Genomic DNA, 19680 nt, shown 5'->3' on the forward strand with positions numbered 1-19680 from the left:
TGCACTACAAAAGCTACCGCACACCGCTTTAATCACAAAACCCACCGCATGCTGAAAATGCCACGCATTGCGAATCCCTCTTAAGCAGTTTGTTAGCTTAAATTTCAGCACCTTAGATTTACCAAAACTGAGATCAAACCGATTTGGAAAACCAACAAACCACTTGAGTTTTGAAACCCGAGTTGGCTCAAGCTTTGTGGCCTTTCATTTGCTTTAAAAATCAACAAATTTTGATACATCACTTTCGCAAAACTCAAAGCGAAAGCAAAACTTCCAAAGCGACTTTGCACCAAACTGACCGACCTCGCGCATTCTCAAAATTCGATTGAGGCAACTGCTCAAAACTTGCGTTGTCAAACAATGCTGATTTGCCGAGAAACCTGAACGAACTGTCAAAGGAAGAAAGGAAAGATCACAACCAATTGACTCTTAATGTTTTAAGCTAACGCCGCGTTAAGGGGTGAATGCCGCATAAACCAACTTTCCGCAGACCACCTTCACCACAAAAACTCACTGCAAACCAAAAATGCCACGCGGCATGAATCCCGCTTAAACGCCTTGTTATGTTTAAGACTCAAAGGGTTAAGTTTTGCGATACCAAGAGCTTAACTCGACTTATCTTTGAAAACCAAAGTTAGAAGCTAAAAAGCTGAATTAACTCATAATTTTGATTGTACTGATATTAAAGTTTTAGCGTGAGAAACCGAAAACTGGTGCTCAAACGTTGAAACTAACATCGCTTCATTCGACTCACAAACGCACTGAACTTTAATGAGGCAACTCTCTGAATTTTTAGCGCCCACGAATTGGAGTCCAGAATACAGCGACCACTAAACGTAACTTGCCGACAAGACCAAAATTAGAAAGCTGAGAAAGCAAAGAAAAGATGCAACCAACTGATTTTACGTGACTAAACATAACGCCGCGTTAAGGGGTGAGTGCCGCCTAAACCAGCTTTACGCAGACCACTTTCACCACAAAACTCACTGCATACCAAAAATGCCACGCGGCACGAATCCCGCTTGAACGCTTTGTTATGTTTAATTTTTAACCATCAGTCTTGCTTTTATCGCTTCAATGAGCTCCTCTGGTTTTCTCATCACTTGCCTTTCCATGCCTAGGGTTTCTGACTTTGAGCAGCTTTCCATGACTCCTTTATGATAAATACGATACTTATTAGAATCCAAAATATCCTGTATATATACCGGAGGAGCCCAAGCTTCTTCAGCACTGAGAAAACTAATATGACCTACAATTTTCCATTGCTGACTTTTTATAGAGCTATCAAAGAAACCTGAAAACATAAGTATCTTATTTTTACACGCCACTTCATGTGAGTTATCTGTACTAGACAAAAAGTCATATATTGCAATCGTAGCGTCATTGTAAACGCGGCCAAATACAAATTGATGCTCTTGAATTGGAATTGCGATAATGTCGCCAACATTAACTTTCATGCATTGCCTCTTAAACATAACGCCCGGTTAAGGGGCAGCCAACGCCATTACCAAGCTTCCGCATAACACCGTAACCACAAAAACCAACGCATAATAAAAATGCCACGCGTTGACCGTCCCTCTTGAACCGTTTGTTATGCTTAAGCTTCAATGACTTACGTTTTACCAAAACCAAGATTAACTCAGCTTTGATTCACAAACAAAAGCCAAGACCTGAAAAACTGAAACGACTCATAGATTTGAAAAACAGACTTTGAATTTCGGCAATTCAAGCCCAAAAACTTGTGGTTAAAATACTGATTGAGCCAGCCGAACCAACCGCGCGCTTACCCGAAAATTGATTGAGGCAATTCTCTGAATTTCCAGCGCCAAAGAATAATTGTCCGGAAAACAACGCCCACTGAGCCAACTTGCCGAGAAACACAAAACTAACCAGCCAAGGGAACAAAGAAAGACCATAAACCACTGATTGTTGGTGATTAAGCATAACGCCCAATTAAGGTGTGAGCCACGCTACCACTACACTCAATTTGGACAGCGTAAACACTTAACTAAACCCAAACCAAAAATGCCGAGCGTGGGGAATCACTCTTAAATTGATTGTTAGCCGTGCATGCAAAGTTCTGCGATTTTCTGAGCTTTGCTTATTTCAATACCTTTCATAAAATCTTCATGTAATTCATGGTCAGTTTCATGAAGTACGATAAAGGGACGAGCACCATCTAGTCGTGGATGTACATCAGTGGCCAAAGCATACGTAGTCTCATAGTAAGGTAAATAATTGCACAACCACCCAAAGTAGGTTCGGTTGATATCTGGTTGTTCATACGTTTCTACGTAATGGTTATAGCTAGACTCACTGAGAGACACCCAAACACCCCACATAAAAGGGTCTTCTACTCCAATAATCGGTATTTCCAAGATTACTCTGATAAAGTAATGGTAACCATCTTCATCTTTGTAGTAGCACAAGTCTGAGCCTAGCTTACCTTCATTTTGTACTTCTTCTGGCTGCTCGAGGTAAGGATCAGGCGCTCTGAATCCAAAACTGGGCGAGCCCTCATGAATCTCCTCACAGGAAGAACACTTAAACGCGAATATACTACTCAATTATTACTCCTTGACGGCTAACGCTGCGTTAAGGGGTGAGTGCCGCCTAAACCAAGTTTCCGCACACCACTTTCACCACAAAAATCACCGCAAACCAAAAATGCCACGCGGCATGAATCCCGCTTAAACGCCTTGTTATGTTTAAGACTCGAACGGTTAAGTTTTACGATACCAAGAGCTTAACTCGACTTATCTTTGAAAACCAAAGTTAGAAGCTAAAAAGCTGAATTAACTCATAAATTTGATTGTACTGACATTGAGATTTTAGCGTGAGAAACCGAAAGCTGGTGCTCAAACGTTGAAACTAACATCGCTTCATTCGACTCTCAAACGCACTGAACTTTAATGAGGCAACTCTCTGAATTTTTAGCGCCCACGAATTGGAGCCCAGAAAACAGCGACCACTAAACGTAACTTGCCGAGAAGACCAAAATTAGAAAGCTGAGAAAGCAAAGAAAAGATGCAACCAACTGATTTTACGTGACTAAACATAACGCCCTGTTAAGTAGTGAGGCATGCACTACGAAAGCTTCCGCAACACTACGTAATCACTAAAACCAACGCAAACCAAAAATGCCACGCATGCCGAATCTGCTTGAACAGTTTGTTAGCTTAAATTTCAGCACCTTAGATTTACTAAGCCCGAGATTAACCTGATTTGGGAAGCCGGCAAACTGCCTAAATTTTAAAACCCGAATTGACTCAAACTTTGTGGCCATTCATTTGTTTTGAAGATCAGTAAATTTTGAAAACTCGTTTTCGCAAAACTCAAAGCGAAAACGACACTTCCAAAGCGACTTTACGGCAAAATGGCTCACCTCGCGCAATCCCACAACTCAATTGAGGCAACTCCTCAAAACTCGCGTTGGCAAACAATGCTGATTTGCCGAGAAGCCTGAACGAATGGCCAGAGGAAGAAAAAACAGGCTGCAAACAATTGATTTTCATTGTTTTAAGCTAACGCCCGCCTAAGGGGCTGACAACGCATGACCACTAAACTCAAACACCACAACCGAAACCACCGCGGCTCAATGGGACTGGAAACGCCGCGCGTTGACAGTCCCTCTTGAGGCGTTTGTTATGCTTAAGCTTCAACACTTTACATTTGAACCAAACCAAGAATAACTCATTGAAATAATTAACCAAACCTCGAATTCTCTTGAGTTAGAACTAACTAAAACTTTACCTATAAACTGACCAATACAGGGTTTCATCCTGCAAATCAGCCAAAGTGGAAACCCTCTCCGACAAACCTACTCACCACGCATGAGCACAATAACTCAATGAGGCAATCACGCTGAAACTTGAAGCGATAGACACATTGCTGTTTCATTAGGCAGCGAAAAACAATGCTCAATTGCCAACTAACTTTTAGCCTGCAAGTAAAGGCACCAAACTGCTCAAAGCAACTTGAAAGAGCAAAACTCAACTCGCGCAGACTAAAGAACCCAATGAGGCAATCACTCAGAATTTACAACGCCAGATACATTGCCGTTTCATTAGGCAGCGAAAAACAATATTGAATTGCCGACAAAACCTGAACAACATGCCAAAGGGAACGAAAACCACAAACACTTGATTTTAATGGATTAAGCATAACGCCCGCCTAAGGGGCTGGCAACGCATTACCACTAAATTCAAACACAACAACTGCAACCACCGCGGCTCAATGGGACTGGAAACGCCACGCGTTGACAGTCCCTCTTGAGGCGTTTGTTATGAGGCGGATTCACCGTCTGCTCTTGACGTAATTCCCAACTCTTTCTGTAACCTTTTACTAAGCCCGAGCACAACAAGACGGTAGGACTCAGACAAGTAATACTTCAACTCTTCGTCTAATACACCTGACGTCTCCGTTTGTTGGATCCACTTCATACCTCGGTTAGCGAAGTAAGGGGCGGGAATATAACCATCGTGCTCACTCAGATACTCAAAGTTCAAATCCGATGTTTTGAAAGTAAAAACGGGTTGCTGATCCTTGCCGATACTGCCAATAGAAAACACTTTTCCCGCCACTTTCCAAACATGGGAGCCACCCCATTGCACCACGTATGTAGTAGCAGGAAAGGAACGACAAAATTGGTTGAACTCATCGTGATTCATCTTTGTTTTTCTATAGCCTCATAACGCCCGCCTAAGGGGCTGACAACGCATAACACTAAACTCAAACACAACAACCGTAACCACCGCGGCTCATAGGGACTGGAAACGCCGCGCGTTGACAGTCCCTCTTGAGGCGTTTGTTATGTGTATGAACTCTAAGCTAAAGTTAGCCTCGTCCAAACATGCTACGCGATATTTTATGACCAACCGCAAAGCAAACAACAGCAACACCTATGAAAACTAGGATTGATAGTAAATATCCAACCGTCGCTGATACGCCAAAGCCCCAAACAAACGAAAATACTAAGCCTTGATATGCTTCATATGGCCATTGAATTACTGGAAAGTGTGAGCCGTCCATCACAGTAAAGATTAAAGCTGCCAATCCTAATAGTGATGCCATAATCCCAAACATGGTTGATCTATTCATGCTGAAAACTAAGTTGGAAACAAGTTTGCCCATTCTATGTGCTTGTTTCGATTGGGACTAGCTAAAAAACACATAACGCCCTGTTAAGGGGTGAGCAACGCAATACCGAAGCCGCCGCATACCACCTTAATAACTAAAACCAACGCATAGTAAAAATGCCACGCGTTGCGAATCCCTCTTGAACAGTTTGTTATGTGCGTGGTTGAAACCTACTCTACACTTGGCTCCGGTAAAACTGGTGGGGTACTGTCCATATAAGTTAAAAAGTTTTCCCATAACTCGTGCGTTCTTTGTTTAGTTAGCTTAGTTTTGCATGATATCGCCATAATTCCACGAATAGTTCCATCACGCCATTGCGTATAAACCGAATCACAGTGAGAGGACATATATGCTTGCCAATCCTGTTGCGCAAGCTTAATTGCCGCGATCAGTTCTGGGTCATGAGAGTTATGCTCAAAGCTAGTCCTTAGATATTTGTCTAATTTAACTTGTGCTGACTCTAGTTCAATAGCGCCACATTGGTTTATCTCGATTGTGGTCATCGCATTATTACAGTCAATGGACTCTTCTGCAGCAAGAGCACCAAACGAAAGACTAGCTAATATGATGATTAGATACTTATTCATCGTTTTCTCCGAAAGCACATAACGCCCTGTTAAGTAGTGAGGCATGCACTACAAAAGCTTCTGCAACACTACGTAATCACTAAAACCGCTGTAAACCAAAAATGCCACGCATGCTGAATCTGCTTGAACAGTTTGTTAGCTTAAATTTCAGCACCTTAGATTTACCAAGCCTGAGATTACACCGATTTGGAAAACCAACAAACCACCTGAACTTTAAAACCCGAAATGAATCAAACTTTGTGACCGTTCATTTACTCTGAAAATCAGTAAATTTTGAAAGCTCGTTTTCGCAAAACTCAAAGCGAAAGAGACACTTCCAAAGCGACTTTGCGGCAAAATGGCTCACCTCGCGCAATCCCAAAACTCAATTGAGGCAACGGCTCAAAACTCGTGTTGGCAAACAATGCTGATTTGCCGAGAAACCAGAACGAATGGCCAAAGGAAGAAGGGAAAAACCACAACCAATTGATTTTACTTGTTTTAAGCTAACGCTCGCCTAAGGGGCTGACAACGCATAACACAAAACTCAATCACGACAACCGAAACCACCGCGGCTCAATGGGACTGGAAACGCCTCGCGTTGACAGTCCCTCTTGAGGCGTTTGTTAGCTTCGTAGCCTATTGTTTCCAAATAACTTTTAAACACCTTTGCTTGAAAGTGATTTTACGCAAAAGCATCAAGCAAACACACGTCCAACACCAAAAGCTGTGAAGTTGGCTGCCAAAACTCAAAACACTCAAGGTTAAGTTGGCCACGGTTAAGAGTCCGCGACAAAGAAAGCCAGATCACAGTGATGATGCTGTATTTTGTAAAACTAAGCTGACCGCGCTGAGCGTCCAACAACACTGAAGCATCAAAGCTTGATAGGTTTCAGCGACTTGAAAACTGCTGAACATTCAACACTTTCTACCAAATCAGCATCAGGCAAAGCTAAAAAGCCAAATAGTGCGACTTGAACGCTTAAAGCTGAATTTTCACAACAAATGAGCTTAGATTTTGATGATTCTAGCCTTTAAGAAGCTAACGCCCTGCTAAGGGGTGAGCAATGCACTGCAAAAGCTACCGCACGTCAACTTAATCACAAAACTCACCACATACCCAAAATGCCACGCATTGCGAATCCCGCTTAAGCAGTTTGTTAGCTTAAATTTTAGCACCTTAGATTGACCAAACCCGAGACTAACCCAGTATAGAAAAACGACAAACCACCTGAGTTTTAAAACCCGAAATGACTCAAACTTTGTGGCCGTTCACTTGCTTTGAAACCAGTAGATTTTTGAGAATTCATCTTTGGAGAACTCAAAGCGAAAGCAAAACTTCCAAAGCGACTTTGCGCCAAACTGGCTAACCTCGCGCAAGCCCAAAACTCAATTGAGGCAACAGCTCAAAAATCGCGTTGGCAAACAATGCTGATTTGCCGATAAACCAAAACGAATGGCCAAGGGAAGAAATAAAAACCTCAACCAATTGATTTTTATTGTTTTAAGCTAACGCCCTGCTAAGGGGTGAGCAATGCACTACGAAAGCAACCGCACACCAACTTAATCACAAAACTCACCGCATGCTGAAAATGCCACGCATTGCGAATCCCTCTTAAGCAGTTTGTTAGCTTAAATTTCAGCACCATAGATTTACCAAACCCGAGACTAACCTGATTTGGAAAACTGGCAAACCACTTGAACTTTGAAACCCGAATTGGCTCAAAATTTGTGACCTTTCATGCGATTTGAAAATCCGAAAATTTTGATAAATCACTTTCGGAAAACCCAAAGCGAATGCAAAACTTCCAAAGCGACTTTGCGCCAATCTGGTTAACCTCGAGCAACCCAAAAACCCAATGGAGGCAACAACTCAAAATTCACGTTGGCAAACAATGCTGATTTGCCGAAATAACCTGAACGAACTGCCAAGGGAAGAAAAAACAGGCTGCAAACAATTGATTTTTATTGTTTTAAGCTAACGCCCTGTTAAGTAGTGAGGCATGCACTACAAAAGCTTCCGCAACACTACGTCATCACTAAAATCAACGCAAACCAAAATTGCCACGCATGCCGAATCTACTTAAACAGTTTGTTATGTTTCGTAGCCCAAGATTTCGATGCCGCTTTCAGTTCTTATTATTGGAAATTCTCCAACCTTGCAGAGTTCAATCAGAAACCTCTCTAAGTTCAGATCACGGTGAGCAGTAGGAGCATGTTCATATGGTTGATATGAATAACTTCTTGGGATGAATATACGTTCAATGTACTTGTACTCAACAGGTCCACCACAGCCTCGAGCCGGATCATCAATTGCCGAATCCCACACTTGTTTCTTACTAGGAGCGTGACCAGAGAATACTTTTTCACTATCTGTAAAGTGGTACTCGATACCAGAAAAATCTGCTCCATGCTCTGCCATTGTAAGGAAGAACTTATTCCACTTATGGTTGGACATTAAACGCACTGAGTATTTCTGTCTCAGAGCTTTATCATTGTGAGCTTTCATTTAAACCTTCTAGAAACATAACGCCCGCTTAAGGGGCAGCCAACGCTACTACTAACTTTCCGCATAACACCGTAACCACAAAAACCAACGCATAGTAAAAATGCCACGCGTTGGCTGTCCCTCTTGAAGCGTTTGTTAGGCAATGCCTGAGATTGACAATGAGACTGCAACACTCTTAATAACATCAAAAGTTAACGCTCGACCTTCTGACGTAATCTTATCAATAACTTGAGTAAACACACTTTGGGGCCTAATAGCATCCAAAAACTCATGTCCCGACAATGTCAAACTTCTTATGAGAAAGTCTGCAGCACCATTATCATCTCCTCGAGAAATGAGTACATCTAATATCCCAGCTTGTTCTAATAACTTCACATGATAAGAGACTTGATAAGCAAGTCCTTCATCGAAGTGACATAGGCAAACCTCCTCATCAGGCGTAAGCTCCTCAACTTTCAATAATATATCTCGAATCAATGCCCAATCACGTTTCATTAATTTCTCCTTATGCCTAACGCCCGCCTAAGGGGCTGGCAACGCATAACGCTAAACTCAAACACAACAACTGTAACCACCGCGGCTCAATGGGACTGGAAACGCCACGCGTTGACAGTCCCTCTTGAGGCGTTTGTTATGAGGCGGATTCACCGTTTGCTCTTGGCGTAATTCCCAACTCTTTCTGTAACCTTTTACTAAGTCCGAGCACAACAAGACGGTAGGACTCAGACAAGTAATACTTCAACTCTTCGTCTAATACACCTGACGTCTCCGTTTGTTGGATCCACTTCATACCTCGGTTGGCGAAGTAAGGGGCGGGAATATAACCATCGTGCTCACTCAGATAATCAAAGTTCAAATCCGATGTTTTGAAAGTAAAAACTGGTTGCTGATCCTTGCCGATACTGCCAATAGAAAACACTTTTCCAGCCACTTTCCAAACATGAGAGCCACCCCATTGCACTACGTATGTAGTAGCAGGAAAGGAACGACAAAATTGGTTGAACTCATCGTGATTCATCTTTGTTTTCCTATAGCCTCATAACGCCCGGTTAAGGGGCAGCCAACGCCATTACCAAGCTTCCGCATAACACCGTAACCACAAAAACCAACGCATAATAAAAATGCCACGCGTTGGCTGTCCCTCTTTAACCGTTTGTTATGTTTAAGCTTCAATGACTTACGTTTTTCCAACACCAAGATTAACTCGGCTTTGATTTACATACAAAAGCCAAAACCCAGAAAACTGAAACGACTCATAGATTTGAAAAACAGAATTAGAATTTCGGCAATTCAAGCACAAAAACCTGTAATCAAAATACTGATTGAGCCAACCGCCCTAACCTCGCGCTTGCCTGAAAATTGATTGAGGCAATTCTCTGAATTTCCAGCGCCAAAGAATAATTGTCCGGAAAACAGCGCCCGCTGAAGCCAACTTGCCGACAAGCACAAAACCAACAAGCCGAGGGAACAAAGAAAAATCATAATCCACTGATTTTTGGTGATTAAACATAACGCCCGCCTAAGGGGCTGACAACGCATTACCACTAAACTCAAACACAACAACCGTAACCACCGCGGCTCAATGGGACTGGAAACGCCGCGCGTTGACAGTCCCTCTTGAGGCGTTTGTTAGCTTCGTAGCCTATTGTTTCCCAATAACTTTTAAACACCTTTGCTTGAAAGTGATTTTACGCAAAAGCATCACACAAACACACGTCCAACACCAAAAGCTGTGAAGTTGGCTGCCAAAACTCAAAACGCTCAAGGCTAAGTTGGCCACGGTTAAGAGTCCGCGACAAAGAAAGCACACTTTCAGCGATGATGCAGCCTTTGTGAAATCAAACTTTCCGTGTGGAGCATCCAACAACATTGAAGCATCGAAGCTTGATGGTTTTCAGCGACTTTGAAACTACTGAACTTTCAACGCTTTCTACCAAGTCAGCATCCGACAAATTCGAAAGCCAAGTTGTGAAATTTGAACGCTAAAAGCTGAGTTTTCAGAACGATTGAACTTGGATTTTGATGATTTCTGTCTTTAAGAAGCTAACGCCCGCTTAAGTGGTGAGCAACTCTACCAAGACACTCATTATTGCACCGTAAACACTTAAGCCGATTCAAACTAAAACCGCCGAGCGTTGCGAATCCGTCTTAAAGCGTTTGTTATATGCATTTTTCAAAGTAATTTACTGGCATATTTTGATAGAAACCTTCACCACATGCTTCGAACCCGAGCTTTAATAGTATGTGCTGAGACAGCACATTTTCAGGTTCAGTTAAAGCGAGAACTTTCGAATAACCAACTTGACGAGCAAAAGATAAAACTGCAGAACTAGCTTCAAACGCGTACCCTTTACCTCTGGCTGAAACCTTGAGCCTGTACCCGAGTTCCACTACAGTTTCGCCGTTATAGTCATATGACTCTAGACCACAGTAACCAATTAGCTCACCAGTTGAACGCTCTATAACACAAAACTTTCCGATGCCTTTATTGTGTAGTGGTCAAGTAAAACTGGCCACGGGTTTATAGTTAAGCCAGTATCTTCGCTCTGACTCGTTTGGACTCAAGCCACCGTTGTAATGGTGTGGCCTGACGTTGCTGTAATACCCCAGGATATAGTGGGTGATTGCCAGCTTGGCCTCGGCAAAGTTCCGATAGCCTGTTTCCGGTATCCATTCCGTTTTCAAACTCCTGAAAAATCGCTCCATTGGGCTGTTGTCCCAGCAATTCCCGCGGCGACTCAGGCTTTGGGTTATCTGGTAACGCCACAGCAATTGCCGGAAGGAGCGACTGGTATAGTGACTGCCCTGGTCACTGTGGAACATCACGCCTTTAGGCCTGCCTCGTTGCTCAAATGCCATGTTCAACGCCTGCTTGGTCAACTCGCTGTCCGGTGAGTGCGACATCGCCCAGCCCACGGGTTTACGGGCAAATAAATCCATTACCACGGCCAAATAGGCCCAGCGAGTACCTGTCCAGACATAGGTCACATCGCCGCACCACACTTGGTTAGGTGCCACCACGTCAAACTGGCGGTTCAACCGATTCGGGATGTCGACATGCTCCTGATTGGCTTTCTTATAAGCATGCTTCGGCAATTGGCAACTGACCAATTCCAGCGTCTTCATTAACCGTCCTGCACGGTAGCGGCTTAATGCAAAACCCCGGGCAGTAGCGATATCGGCGATGGTTCTTGCCCCGGCGGAGCCATTGCTCTCACGGTGGATTTGCCGGATTGTGCTGTGTAAACGCACCGCCTTTGGGCATATCCGCTTATCCCGGCTTAACCAATACCTGTAGCTGCTGCGCTGGACATCAAACACCTTGCACAGCCAGACGACCGGGTACTTTTCCCGGTGGCTCTTGTTGAGTTTCTCGATTAGCGAGAAGTGTTCATTGTAGTGGTCAAGTAAAACTGGCCACGGGTTTATAGTTAAGCCAGTATCTTCGCTCTGACTCGTTTGGACTCAAGCCACCGTTGTAATGGTGTGGCCTGACGTTGCTGTAATACCCCAGGATATAGTGGGTGATTGCCAGCTTGGCCTCGGCAAAGTTCCGATAGCCTGTTTCCGGTATCCATTCCGTTTTCAAACTCCTGAAAAATCGCTCCATTGGGCTGTTGTCCCAGCAATTCCCGCGGCGACTCAGGCTTTGGGTTATCTGGTAACGCCACAGCAATTGCCGGAAGGAGCGACTGGTATAGTGACTGCCCTGGTCACTGTGGAACATCACGCCTTTAGGCCTGCCTCGTTGCTCAAATGCCATGTTCAACGCCTGCTTGGTCAACTCGCTGTCCGGTGAGTGCGACATCGCCCAGCCCACGGGTTTACGGGCAAATAAATCCATTACCACGGCCAAATAGGCCCAGCGAGTACCTGTCCAGACATAGGTCACATCGCCGCACCACACTTGGTTAGGTGCCACCACGTCAAACTGGCGGTTCAACCGATTCGGGATGTCGACATGCTCCTGATTGGCTTTCTTATAAGCATGCTTCGGCAATTGGCAACTGACCAATTCCAGCGTCTTCATTAACCGTCCTGCACGGTAGCGGCTTAATGCAAAACCCCGGGCAGTAGCGATATCGGCGATGGTTCTTGCCCCGGCGGAGCCATTGCTCTCACGGTGGATTTGCCGGATTGTGCTGTGTAAACGCACCGCCTTTGGGCATATCCGCTTATCCCGGCTTAACCAATACCTGTAGCTGCTGCGCTGGACATCAAACACCTTGCACAGCCAGACGACCGGGTACTTTTCCCGGTGGCTCTTGTTGAGTTTCTCGATTAGCGAGAAGTGTTCATGGAGTCCGACATCAACAGAGCTGTAGCCTTTTTTAGGACTTCCTTTTCCAATTCCAGCCGTTCAATGCGCTTCTTTAATTCGCGGATTTCAACCTGCTCTGGGGTCATGGGCGAGGCCTTGGGAGACTTGCCTGAACGCTCTTCTCGCAGTTGACTGACCCATTTGCCAATCGTGGAATAGCCCACCCCCATTGCCTGGGCGGCCTCCTTCTGGGAGTAGCCTTGATCAACCACCAGTTGAGCCGTTTCCAGACGGAACTCAGGGCTAAAATTCGGTCCTTTTTTCTTTGCCATTTCGTCACCTACTGCTGCTACGGGTGTAATCATAACAGCTCTAATCAGGTGGCCAAATTCACTATGCCACTACAATTGTGAAATGCATTAACTAGCGCGTCAAAACGAGTTTCAGCTTGTTCACTGCTCATACCTCCAGTAGGAGAAAATGCCATAAAGTCAGCATCTTGTAGGAGCACAACTACTTCATCGCGATCTCGCTGAGTAAATTGTCTCAACTCCAAATGTTCTGTTTTGATCACCGTCTGCCTCCATGCATATAACGCCCTGCTAAGGGGTGAGCAATGCACTACAAAAGCTACCGCACACCGCCTTAATCACAAAACCCACCGCATGCTAAAAATGCCACGCATTGCAAATCCCGCTTAAGCAGTTTGTTAGGCAAAAGCTAAGCATGCCAATAAGCAATTATAAAACGGGTTCAATAACTAACTGCTTTTCTGAATTAGAGCTTGAGAATTCGATATCCGCATTATCTCCTGCCTCGATGCTAAATTCTGCGCCAGATTTAAGATGGAAAGTAACAACCGCATGATCCACCTTAACCGTTAAATCACCGGAATTCATGCTCACATTCTTGAATTTTTTACTCATAACATTTCCTTTTTCTATCGTTATCATGTATTGCCTAACGCCCTGTTAAGTAGTGAGGCATGCACTACAAAAGCTTCCGCAACACTACGTAATCACTAAAACCGCTGCAAACCAAAAGTGCCACGCATGCCGAATCTACTTGAATAGTTTGTTATGTGTAATTTCCCGCAACATCTGATACTTCTACTGTCATTGCCAAAAAGTTGATACTAGGGTCCGATTCAAAGTTTTGAATTTCGATTTGAGCATGTGACCATTGACGACAACTTATGTCCACGATAGCTGTACCGCCTAAGTAACCTGTAAACCCTGTAGTGGCATAGTGAATTTGGCCACCTGATTAGAGCTGTTATGATTACACCCGTAGCAGCAGTAGGTGACGAAATGGCAAAGAAAAAAGGACCGAATTTTAGCCCTGAGTTCCGTCTGGAAACGGCTCAACTGGTGGTTGATCAAGGCTACTCCCAGAAGGAGGCCGCCCAGGCAATGGGGGTGGGCTATTCCACGATTGGCAAATGGGTCAGTCAACTGCGAGAAGAGCGTTCAGGCAAGTCTCCCAAGGCCTCGCCCATGACCCCAGAGCAGGTTGAAATCCGCGAATTAAAGAAGCGCATTGAACGGCTGGAATTGGAAAAGGAAGTCCTAAAAAAGGCTACAGCTCTGTTGATGTCGGACTCCATGAACACTTCTCGCTAATCGAGAAACTCAACAAGAGCCACCGGGAAAAGTACCCGGTCGTCTGGCTGTGCAAGGTGTTTGATGTCCAGCGCAGCAGCTACAGGTATTGGTTAAGCCGGGATAAGCGGATATGCCCAAAGGCGGTGCGTTTACACAGCACAATCCGGCAAATCCACCGTGAGAGCAATGGCTCCGCCGGGGCAAGAACCATCGCCGATATCGCTACTGCCCGGGGTTTTGCATTAAGCCGCTACCGTGCAGGACGGTTAATGAAGACGCTGGAATTGGTCAGTTGCCAATTGCCGAAGCATGCTTATAAGAAAGCCAATCAGGAGCATGTCGACATCCCGAATCGGTTGAACCGCCAGTTTGACGTGGTGGCACCTAACCAAGTGTGGTGCGGCGATGTGACCTATGTCTGGACAGGTACTCGCTGGGCCTATTTGGCCGTGGTAATGGATTTATTTGCCCGTAAACCCGTGGGCTGGGCGATGTCGCACTCACCGGACAGCGAGTTGACCAAGCAGGCGTTGAACATGGCATTTGAGCAACGAGGCAGGCCTAAAGGCGTGATGTTCCACAGTGACCAGGGCAGTCACTATACCAGTCGCTCCTTCCGGCAATTGCTGTGGCGTTACCAGATAACCCAAAGCCTGAGTCGCCGCGGGAATTGCTGGGACAACAGCCCAATGGAGCGATTTTTCAGGAGTTTGAAAACGGAATGGATACCGGAAACAGGCTATCGGAACTTTGCCGAGGCCAAGCTGGCAATCACCCACTATATCCTGGGGTATTACAGCAACGTCAGGCCACACCATTACAACGGTGGCTTGAGTCCAAACGAGTCAGAGCGAAGATACTGGCTTAACTATAAACCCGTGGCCAGTTTTACTTGACCACTACACCCTTCCTCTATGGTTAAATTAGACACTTTATTAAACTTAAATTTTCTAAAAGTACCAGCCCTGTCATGAACAACCATTTCAATTGAACTGGTCGAAGAATCCCAAGGGTCGATGTTGTATTTAAACTCAACCAAATCAGTATTTGCGAAATCTGCAAAAAGCACTTTTTCTGACAATTTGACCTCCTTACACATAACGCTGCGTTAAGGGGTGAGCAATGCACTGCAAAAGCTACCGCACACCGCCTTAATCACGAAACCCACCGCATGATAAAAATGCCACGCATTGCGAATCCCGCTTAAGCAGTTTGTTAGCTTAAATTTCAGCACTTTAGATTTACCAAACCTGAGATTAACTTGATTTAGAAAACTGGCAAACCACTTGAGTTTTGAAACCCGAATTGGCTCAAACTTTGTGACCTTTCATGCGATTTGAAAAACCGAAAATTTTGAGCAATCACTTTCGGAAAACTCCTCAAAGCGAAAGCAAAATTTCCAAAGCGACCTTGCACCAAACTTACCAACCTCGCGCAGCCCCAAAACTCAATTGAGGCAACAGCTCAAAACTCGCGTTGGCAAACAATGCCGATTTGCCGAAAAACCTGAACAAATTGCCAAAGGAAGAAATGAAAAACCACAACCAATTGATTTTATTTGTTTTAAGCTAACGCCCTGCTAAGGGGTGAGCAATGCACTACGAAAGCTACCGCACACCGCCTTAATCACAAAACTCACCGCAAGCTGAAAATGCCACGCATTGCGAATCCCTCTTAAGCAGTTTGTTAGCTTAAATTTCAGCACCTTAGATTTGCCAAAACTGAGATTAACCCGATTTGGAAAACCAACAAACCACCTGAGATTTAAAACCCGAATTGACTCAAAGTTTGTGGCCTTTCGTGCGATTTGAAAACCCGAAAATTTTGATAAATCATTTTCGGGAAACTCAAAGCGAACGCCAAACTTCCAAAGCGACTTTGCGCCAAGCTGGCTAACCTCGCGCAACACCAAAGCTCAATTGAGGCAAATGCTCAAAACTTGCATTGGCAAACAATGTTGATTTGCCGAGAAACCTGAAGAAACTGCCAAGGGAAGAAAGGAAAAACCACAAACAACTGATTTTTAATGTTTTAAGCTAACGCCCTGTTAAGTAGTGAGGCATGCACTACAAAAGCTTCTGCAACACTACGTAATCACTAAAACCGCTGCAAACCAAAAATGCCACGCATGCCGAATCTGCTTGAACAGTTTGTTAGCTTAAATTTCAGCACCTTAGATTTACTAAGCCCGAGATTAACCTGATTTGGAAAACCGACAAACTATCTGAGTTTTAAAATCCGAATTGACTCAAACTTTGTGAACGTTCATTTGCTTTGAAACCAGTAAATTTTGAGAATTCATTTTCGGAGAACTCGCAGCGAACACAAAACTTCCAAAGCGACGTTGCGCCAAACTTACTGACCTCGCGCATTCCCAAAAATCAATTTAGGCAACTGCTCAAAACTCGCATTGATAAACAATGCTGATTTGCCGAAAAACCTGAACGAATGGCCAAAGGAAGAAAGAAAAGACCACAACCAATTGATTTTTATTGTTTTAAGCTAACGCCCTGTTAAGTAGTGAGGCATGCACTACGAAAGCTTCCGCAACACTACGTAATCACTAAAACCAACGCAAACCAAAAATGCCACGCATGCCGAATCTGCTTGAACAGTTTGTTAGCTTAAATTTCAGCATCTTAGATTAACCAAATCCGAGATTAACCTGATTTAGGAAGCCGGCAAACTGCCTAAGTTTTAAAACCCGAATTGACTCAAACTTTGTGGCCGTTCATCTGCTTTAAAAACCAGTAAATTCTGAAAACTCGTTTTCGCAAAACTCAAAGCGAAAGCGACACTTCCAAAGCGACTTTGCACCAAACTTGCTAACCTCGGTTAAGCCCAAAAACTCAATTGAGGCAGCAACTCAAAACTCGCGTTGGCAAACAATGCTGATTTGCCGAGAAACCGAAACGAGCTGCCAAGGGAAGAAAAAACAGGCTGCAAACAATTGATTTTTATTGTTTCAAGCTAACGCCGCATTAAGGGGCAGCAACGCGCTACCACTAAACTTAAATTTGCCACCGTAAACATAGATGCCAAGATTTAAAACAAACTCGCCACGCGTTGACTGTCCCTCTTGAATGCTTTGTTAGGTATCTTGATGACAAGGACTAGTTGCTATGAATAAGGCTCAATGGCCTTCCTTTGGAGTCAGTAAAATTGTTGCAGACTCCGATCCTAATGATGTCTACAAACCACCAAATACCACAACCACCTCCGGTCAAAAACATCAATATTCCTGTACCAATTTTTCCATACACGAATCTGTGAATACCTAACCAACCAAAGAGCAAACAGACAAAGAAGGCAACCACGCCATCTGAATTTCTATGTGTAGTATCTCGGGACGATTTGAACTCTTGCTTATAATTACAAAAGCCACATACATTAGCAGCCTCTGGAATTCTCTGCCCACAATTTCGACAAAAAACATTCATGTTTTATTCACAATCCTTAAAGTATGTGTTTCCTATACCTAACGCTGCGTTAAGGGGCGCAGGCACACAATACAAAAGTGGCCGCATACCACCTTAACCACTAAACCCAACGCAAATTGAAAATGCCACGCGTGCCAAGTCCCTCTTTAACGCTTTGTTATACCGTTACTCACAGTTGACCCAATACCTAGCCAAAGGATTTGGGAAAACCTTTCCTATAACGATTTTTTCAAACTCACCGCCGTTAGCTTCAATGACACAACGCGATGCAAAGTTATCTTCATCAGCAGTCAGCAGTGCTCGTTTGATGCCAAGAGCGGCAGCTTTCGAAAGCGCCAACTTCAGCATTAACTTGCCGTTGCCCTTTCCACGAAATGAGGGTGCTATATCGTAGCCAATATGCCCAGCTTCTAAAGAAAGGAAATCATTGCTGATATTATGACGAACCCGAATAGCTCCGAGGATAGACCTTGTGCTATCTATAAGCCAAAAATGACTACATGGTACATAACCGTCACGTAAGTTTATACCCGCAGCTTCGTCACTCAAGCGCTGAACATATTTGGAAAAATCAATTTTACCTTCGAGGTAGTACTCAGCATTTTCAACATCGTTTTGAGCAAAGTCCTCATAGAAACATTCAAAAGCAGACTTAAACTCCTGCGATGGTACAACTAACTCCATGTAATTTTCTCCGATAAGGTATAACGCCCTGCTAAGGGGTGAGCAATGCACGACAAGAGCTACTGCACACCACCTTCATCACGAAACTCACCGCATACTGAAAATGCCACGCATTGCGAATCCCTCTTAAGCAGTTTGTTAGGTTTTTGGGACTCAAAGTACTTAAGCAGTTTTTCTACACTGAATTTAAGTAATAGCCGGTCTATATCAGCGAATTCCCCTTGATGTATGACCATTTCATTTAACTGATAGCCAGAATCTAACTGGACAAGGTACTTTTGGAAATCGATTTGCTTCTTGGTGTCGCTGAAAATTTTCGCTAGCTCGGGTTCATTTATAGTAATTGAGTCTATCTGCCACTTAAAACCTGTTCGTTTGACCACAAATAGATCTGTTACATAGTCGAGGTCATTTGATAACTTTAAAAAACTACTTTCCTCAGTCTGTGACAGGTTTAAGCTAACCTTTATCCCTTGATTATTGGTAAAAGGGAACCAGTAATTTTCTTTTTTAAGATTGATGGAAAAGTTACTACCGTCAAGTAAATCAAATCTTTTCAGCAAGCTGACAGTGAAAACAAACATATCTTGATCACAGTGTGAATCGAAGTTTTGGTTGCTACCAGCAACAACCTTAATGCATTCACTTGAAAAGTCTTCATTCTTAAGCTTGATCAATAATTCACCTATAATCTCATCTGCACGACTGTTTTCACCAGCAACACTTACTATAAAGAAGAATGACACCACCACTGCTAAAGAAATAACTCCAAATACCTTGCTCATTTACAATCCTTTGAACTAAACCTAACGCCCTGTTAAGTAGTGAGGCATGCACTACAAAAGCTTCTGCAACACTACGTAATCACTAAAACCGCTGCAAACCAAAAATGCCACGCATGCCGAATCTGCTTGAACAGTTTGTTAGGCTTATTATTCACCGTTTATCTGCTTCGCAAAATTAGCGTGGAACCTGATTAGCTCGACACCATCTATTGCTTTTATAGATGCATTATTTCCCTCTGTAGTGCAGAAAGGTGGATACGCGAATAATAGCTGACCAACCTTTAAATCCAAATCGTTTGGAATGCTCAACCTTTCAATTGGATCCTCGTCAACCCAAGCCAAAAACTGTTCCCAAGTACAACCAAATTCATCAATATCACCAGATTCGGCATTCAATTTAACTACCAAATTATCTCGAATAAAAAACTGGTCACCAAAGCAATCCTGAGCAATAGGAAAATCACTTGCTTTAACTTCTCGATATAAGTTGTGGAAAGCCAACTCACCATCTAAGAAAGTATTAACATTTAACAATCGCTCTTGTGCATCATTAGAGCGGATTTGTAGACCGCCTGAATATAATATTTTCATAGTTTCTCGTTCTATAAGCCTAACGCCCAGTTAAGGGGTGAAGCACGCAATACCAATGTAACCGCATGGCACGTCAACACCGAAATAATCGCATGCTAAAA

The 19680-nt window shown here is 43.8% G+C and carries 21 protein-coding genes and 2 pseudogenes; 1 reads left to right on the top strand and 22 read right to left on the bottom strand.

Going from position 1 to position 19680, the window contains the following annotated elements; all coding sequences use genetic code 11:
- Positions 1–1040: 1040 nt before the first annotated feature.
- The 17 genes and pseudogenes from EWA64_RS01930 to EWA64_RS02020 all read right to left on the bottom strand — a co-directional run bounded on the left by EWA64_RS01930 (position 1041) and on the right by EWA64_RS02020 (position 13401).
- Entirely contained in the window at positions 1041–1457 is a 417-nt protein-coding gene (locus EWA64_RS01930) for an Imm26 family immunity protein (RefSeq protein ID WP_061893315.1), read from the bottom strand.
- A 603-nt stretch (positions 1458–2060) separates the two neighbouring features.
- Positions 2061–2567: a DUF2199 domain-containing protein gene (locus EWA64_RS01935; RefSeq protein WP_029836222.1), complete on the bottom strand. Its 507-nt coding sequence runs from the start codon at positions 2565–2567 to the stop codon at positions 2061–2063.
- 1222 nt (positions 2568–3789) lie between these two features.
- Positions 3790–4035, bottom strand: coding sequence for a DUF3709 domain-containing protein (locus EWA64_RS01945; protein WP_233358051.1), 246 nt, complete (start codon positions 4033–4035; stop codon positions 3790–3792).
- Positions 4032–4115 carry a DUF3709 domain-containing protein gene (locus EWA64_RS01950; protein ID WP_226980388.1) on the bottom strand — a complete coding sequence of 28 codons (84 nt, stop codon included), beginning with the start codon at positions 4113–4115 and terminating at the stop codon, positions 4032–4034. The genes EWA64_RS01945 and EWA64_RS01950 overlap by 4 nt, the downstream gene beginning before the upstream one ends.
- Positions 4116–4283: 168 nt before the next feature.
- Entirely contained in the window at positions 4284–4670 is a 387-nt protein-coding gene (locus tag EWA64_RS01955) for an MmcQ/YjbR family DNA-binding protein (protein WP_029628680.1), read from the bottom strand.
- A 166-nt stretch (positions 4671–4836) separates the two neighbouring features.
- Positions 4837–5100 (bottom strand): hypothetical protein, encoded by a 264-nt coding sequence (locus EWA64_RS01960; RefSeq protein WP_071180065.1) that lies wholly within the window; start codon positions 5098–5100, stop codon positions 4837–4839.
- A gap of 209 nt (positions 5101–5309) precedes the next feature.
- Complete coding sequence (locus EWA64_RS01965; protein ID WP_029840705.1) at positions 5310–5726, bottom strand: lysozyme inhibitor LprI family protein; 417 nt, start codon at positions 5724–5726, stop codon at positions 5310–5312.
- 664 nt (positions 5727–6390) lie between these two features.
- Positions 6391–6573: a DUF645 family protein gene (locus tag EWA64_RS01970; protein WP_033933234.1), complete on the bottom strand. Its 183-nt coding sequence runs from the start codon at positions 6571–6573 to the stop codon at positions 6391–6393.
- 1227 nt (positions 6574–7800) lie between these two features.
- Entirely contained in the window at positions 7801–8214 is a 414-nt protein-coding gene (locus EWA64_RS01975) for a hypothetical protein (protein ID WP_061893080.1), read from the bottom strand.
- Between the two features lie 135 nt (positions 8215–8349).
- Entirely contained in the window at positions 8350–8709 is a 360-nt protein-coding gene (locus EWA64_RS01980; RefSeq protein ID WP_065860359.1) for a DUF2513 domain-containing protein, read from the bottom strand.
- 136 nt (positions 8710–8845) lie between these two features.
- A complete protein-coding gene (locus EWA64_RS01985; protein WP_061893794.1) occupies positions 8846–9232 on the bottom strand; it encodes an MmcQ/YjbR family DNA-binding protein in 387 nt (128 codons plus the stop codon).
- Positions 9233–9550: 318 nt separating this feature from the next.
- Entirely contained in the window at positions 9551–9724 is a 174-nt protein-coding gene (locus EWA64_RS01995; protein ID WP_369435807.1) for a hypothetical protein, read from the bottom strand.
- 241 nt (positions 9725–9965) lie between these two features.
- Positions 9966–10022 (bottom strand): annotated as a pseudogene (locus tag EWA64_RS02000) (DUF645 family protein); the annotation flags it as partial.
- 352 nt (positions 10023–10374) lie between these two features.
- Positions 10375–10695, bottom strand: coding sequence for a GNAT family N-acetyltransferase (locus EWA64_RS02005; protein ID WP_082796632.1), 321 nt, complete (start codon positions 10693–10695; stop codon positions 10375–10377).
- A gap of 18 nt (positions 10696–10713) precedes the next feature.
- Positions 10714–11607: pseudogene (locus EWA64_RS02010) on the bottom strand (IS3 family transposase); the annotation flags it as partial.
- 10 nt (positions 11608–11617) lie between these two features.
- Positions 11618–12807 (bottom strand): IS3 family transposase gene (locus EWA64_RS02015; RefSeq protein ID WP_439655067.1). Its coding sequence is split into 2 segments (ribosomal slippage): positions 11618–12540 and positions 12540–12807, totalling 1191 coding nucleotides; the frame shifts between segments, so codons are not numbered across the junction.
- A 408-nt stretch (positions 12808–13215) separates the two neighbouring features.
- On the bottom strand, positions 13216–13401 hold the full coding sequence (locus tag EWA64_RS02020) for a hypothetical protein (RefSeq protein ID WP_061896163.1): 186 nt from the start codon (positions 13399–13401) through the stop codon (positions 13216–13218).
- A 384-nt stretch (positions 13402–13785) separates the two neighbouring features.
- Here EWA64_RS02020 and EWA64_RS02025 point away from each other — a divergent pair.
- A protein-coding gene (locus EWA64_RS02025; RefSeq protein WP_439655067.1) for an IS3 family transposase occupies positions 13786–14975 on the top strand; the annotation gives its coding sequence in 2 pieces (ribosomal slippage) (positions 13786–14053 and positions 14053–14975; 1191 coding nt in all).
- On the opposite strand, the gene EWA64_RS02030 is transcribed toward EWA64_RS02025, so the two are convergent.
- From EWA64_RS02030 to EWA64_RS02050, 5 genes are all read right to left on the bottom strand, one after another.
- Positions 14948–15160 carry a hypothetical protein gene (locus EWA64_RS02030; RefSeq protein ID WP_369435808.1) on the bottom strand — a complete coding sequence of 71 codons (213 nt, stop codon included), beginning with the start codon at positions 15158–15160 and terminating at the stop codon, positions 14948–14950. The genes EWA64_RS02025 and EWA64_RS02030 overlap by 28 nt on opposite strands.
- A 2032-nt stretch (positions 15161–17192) precedes the next feature.
- Positions 17193–17519 (bottom strand): TM2 domain-containing protein, encoded by a 327-nt coding sequence (locus tag EWA64_RS02035; protein ID WP_082796624.1) that lies wholly within the window; start codon positions 17517–17519, stop codon positions 17193–17195.
- Positions 17520–17684: 165 nt separating this feature from the next.
- Positions 17685–18203, bottom strand: a complete 519-nt coding sequence (locus EWA64_RS02040) for a GNAT family N-acetyltransferase (RefSeq protein WP_061893652.1) — start codon at positions 18201–18203, stop codon at positions 17685–17687.
- 59 nt (positions 18204–18262) lie between these two features.
- Entirely contained in the window at positions 18263–18988 is a 726-nt protein-coding gene (locus tag EWA64_RS02045) for a hypothetical protein (RefSeq protein ID WP_061893144.1), read from the bottom strand.
- Between the two features lie 147 nt (positions 18989–19135).
- Positions 19136–19579, bottom strand: coding sequence for a hypothetical protein (locus tag EWA64_RS02050; protein ID WP_061893032.1), 444 nt, complete (start codon positions 19577–19579; stop codon positions 19136–19138).
- Positions 19580–19680: the final 101 nt, after the last annotated feature.

The organism is Vibrio cidicii, from assembly GCF_009665415.1.
Classification (GTDB): domain Bacteria; phylum Pseudomonadota; class Gammaproteobacteria; order Enterobacterales; family Vibrionaceae; genus Vibrio; species Vibrio cidicii.

Coding starts and splice junctions, on each gene's coding strand:
- EWA64_RS01930 (WP_061893315.1), bottom strand. CDS start 1,457: ATGAAAGTTAATGTTGGCGACATTATCGCAATTCCAATTCAAGAGCAT.
- EWA64_RS02050 (WP_061893032.1), bottom strand. CDS start 19,579: ATGAAAATATTATATTCAGGCGGTCTACAAATCCGCTCTAATGATGCA.
- EWA64_RS01995 (WP_369435807.1), bottom strand. CDS start 9,724: ATGTTTAATCACCAAAAATCAGTGGATTATGATTTTTCTTTGTTCCCT.
- EWA64_RS01950 (WP_226980388.1), bottom strand. CDS start 4,115: ATGTTGTTCAGGTTTTGTCGGCAATTCAATATTGTTTTTCGCTGCCTA.
- EWA64_RS02040 (WP_061893652.1), bottom strand. CDS start 18,203: ATGGAGTTAGTTGTACCATCGCAGGAGTTTAAGTCTGCTTTTGAATGT.
- EWA64_RS01985 (WP_061893794.1), bottom strand. CDS start 9,232: ATGAATCACGATGAGTTCAACCAATTTTGTCGTTCCTTTCCTGCTACT.
- EWA64_RS01980 (WP_065860359.1), bottom strand. CDS start 8,709: ATGAAACGTGATTGGGCATTGATTCGAGATATATTATTGAAAGTTGAG.
- EWA64_RS01960 (WP_071180065.1), bottom strand. CDS start 5,100: ATGAATAGATCAACCATGTTTGGGATTATGGCATCACTATTAGGATTG.
- EWA64_RS01965 (WP_029840705.1), bottom strand. CDS start 5,726: ATGAATAAGTATCTAATCATCATATTAGCTAGTCTTTCGTTTGGTGCT.
- EWA64_RS01975 (WP_061893080.1), bottom strand. CDS start 8,214: ATGAAAGCTCACAATGATAAAGCTCTGAGACAGAAATACTCAGTGCGT.
- EWA64_RS02020 (WP_061896163.1), bottom strand. CDS start 13,401: ATGAGTAAAAAATTCAAGAATGTGAGCATGAATTCCGGTGATTTAACG.
- EWA64_RS02035 (WP_082796624.1), bottom strand. CDS start 17,519: ATGAATGTTTTTTGTCGAAATTGTGGGCAGAGAATTCCAGAGGCTGCT.
- EWA64_RS02045 (WP_061893144.1), bottom strand. CDS start 18,988: ATGAGCAAGGTATTTGGAGTTATTTCTTTAGCAGTGGTGGTGTCATTC.
- EWA64_RS01955 (WP_029628680.1), bottom strand. CDS start 4,670: ATGAATCACGATGAGTTCAACCAATTTTGTCGTTCCTTTCCTGCTACT.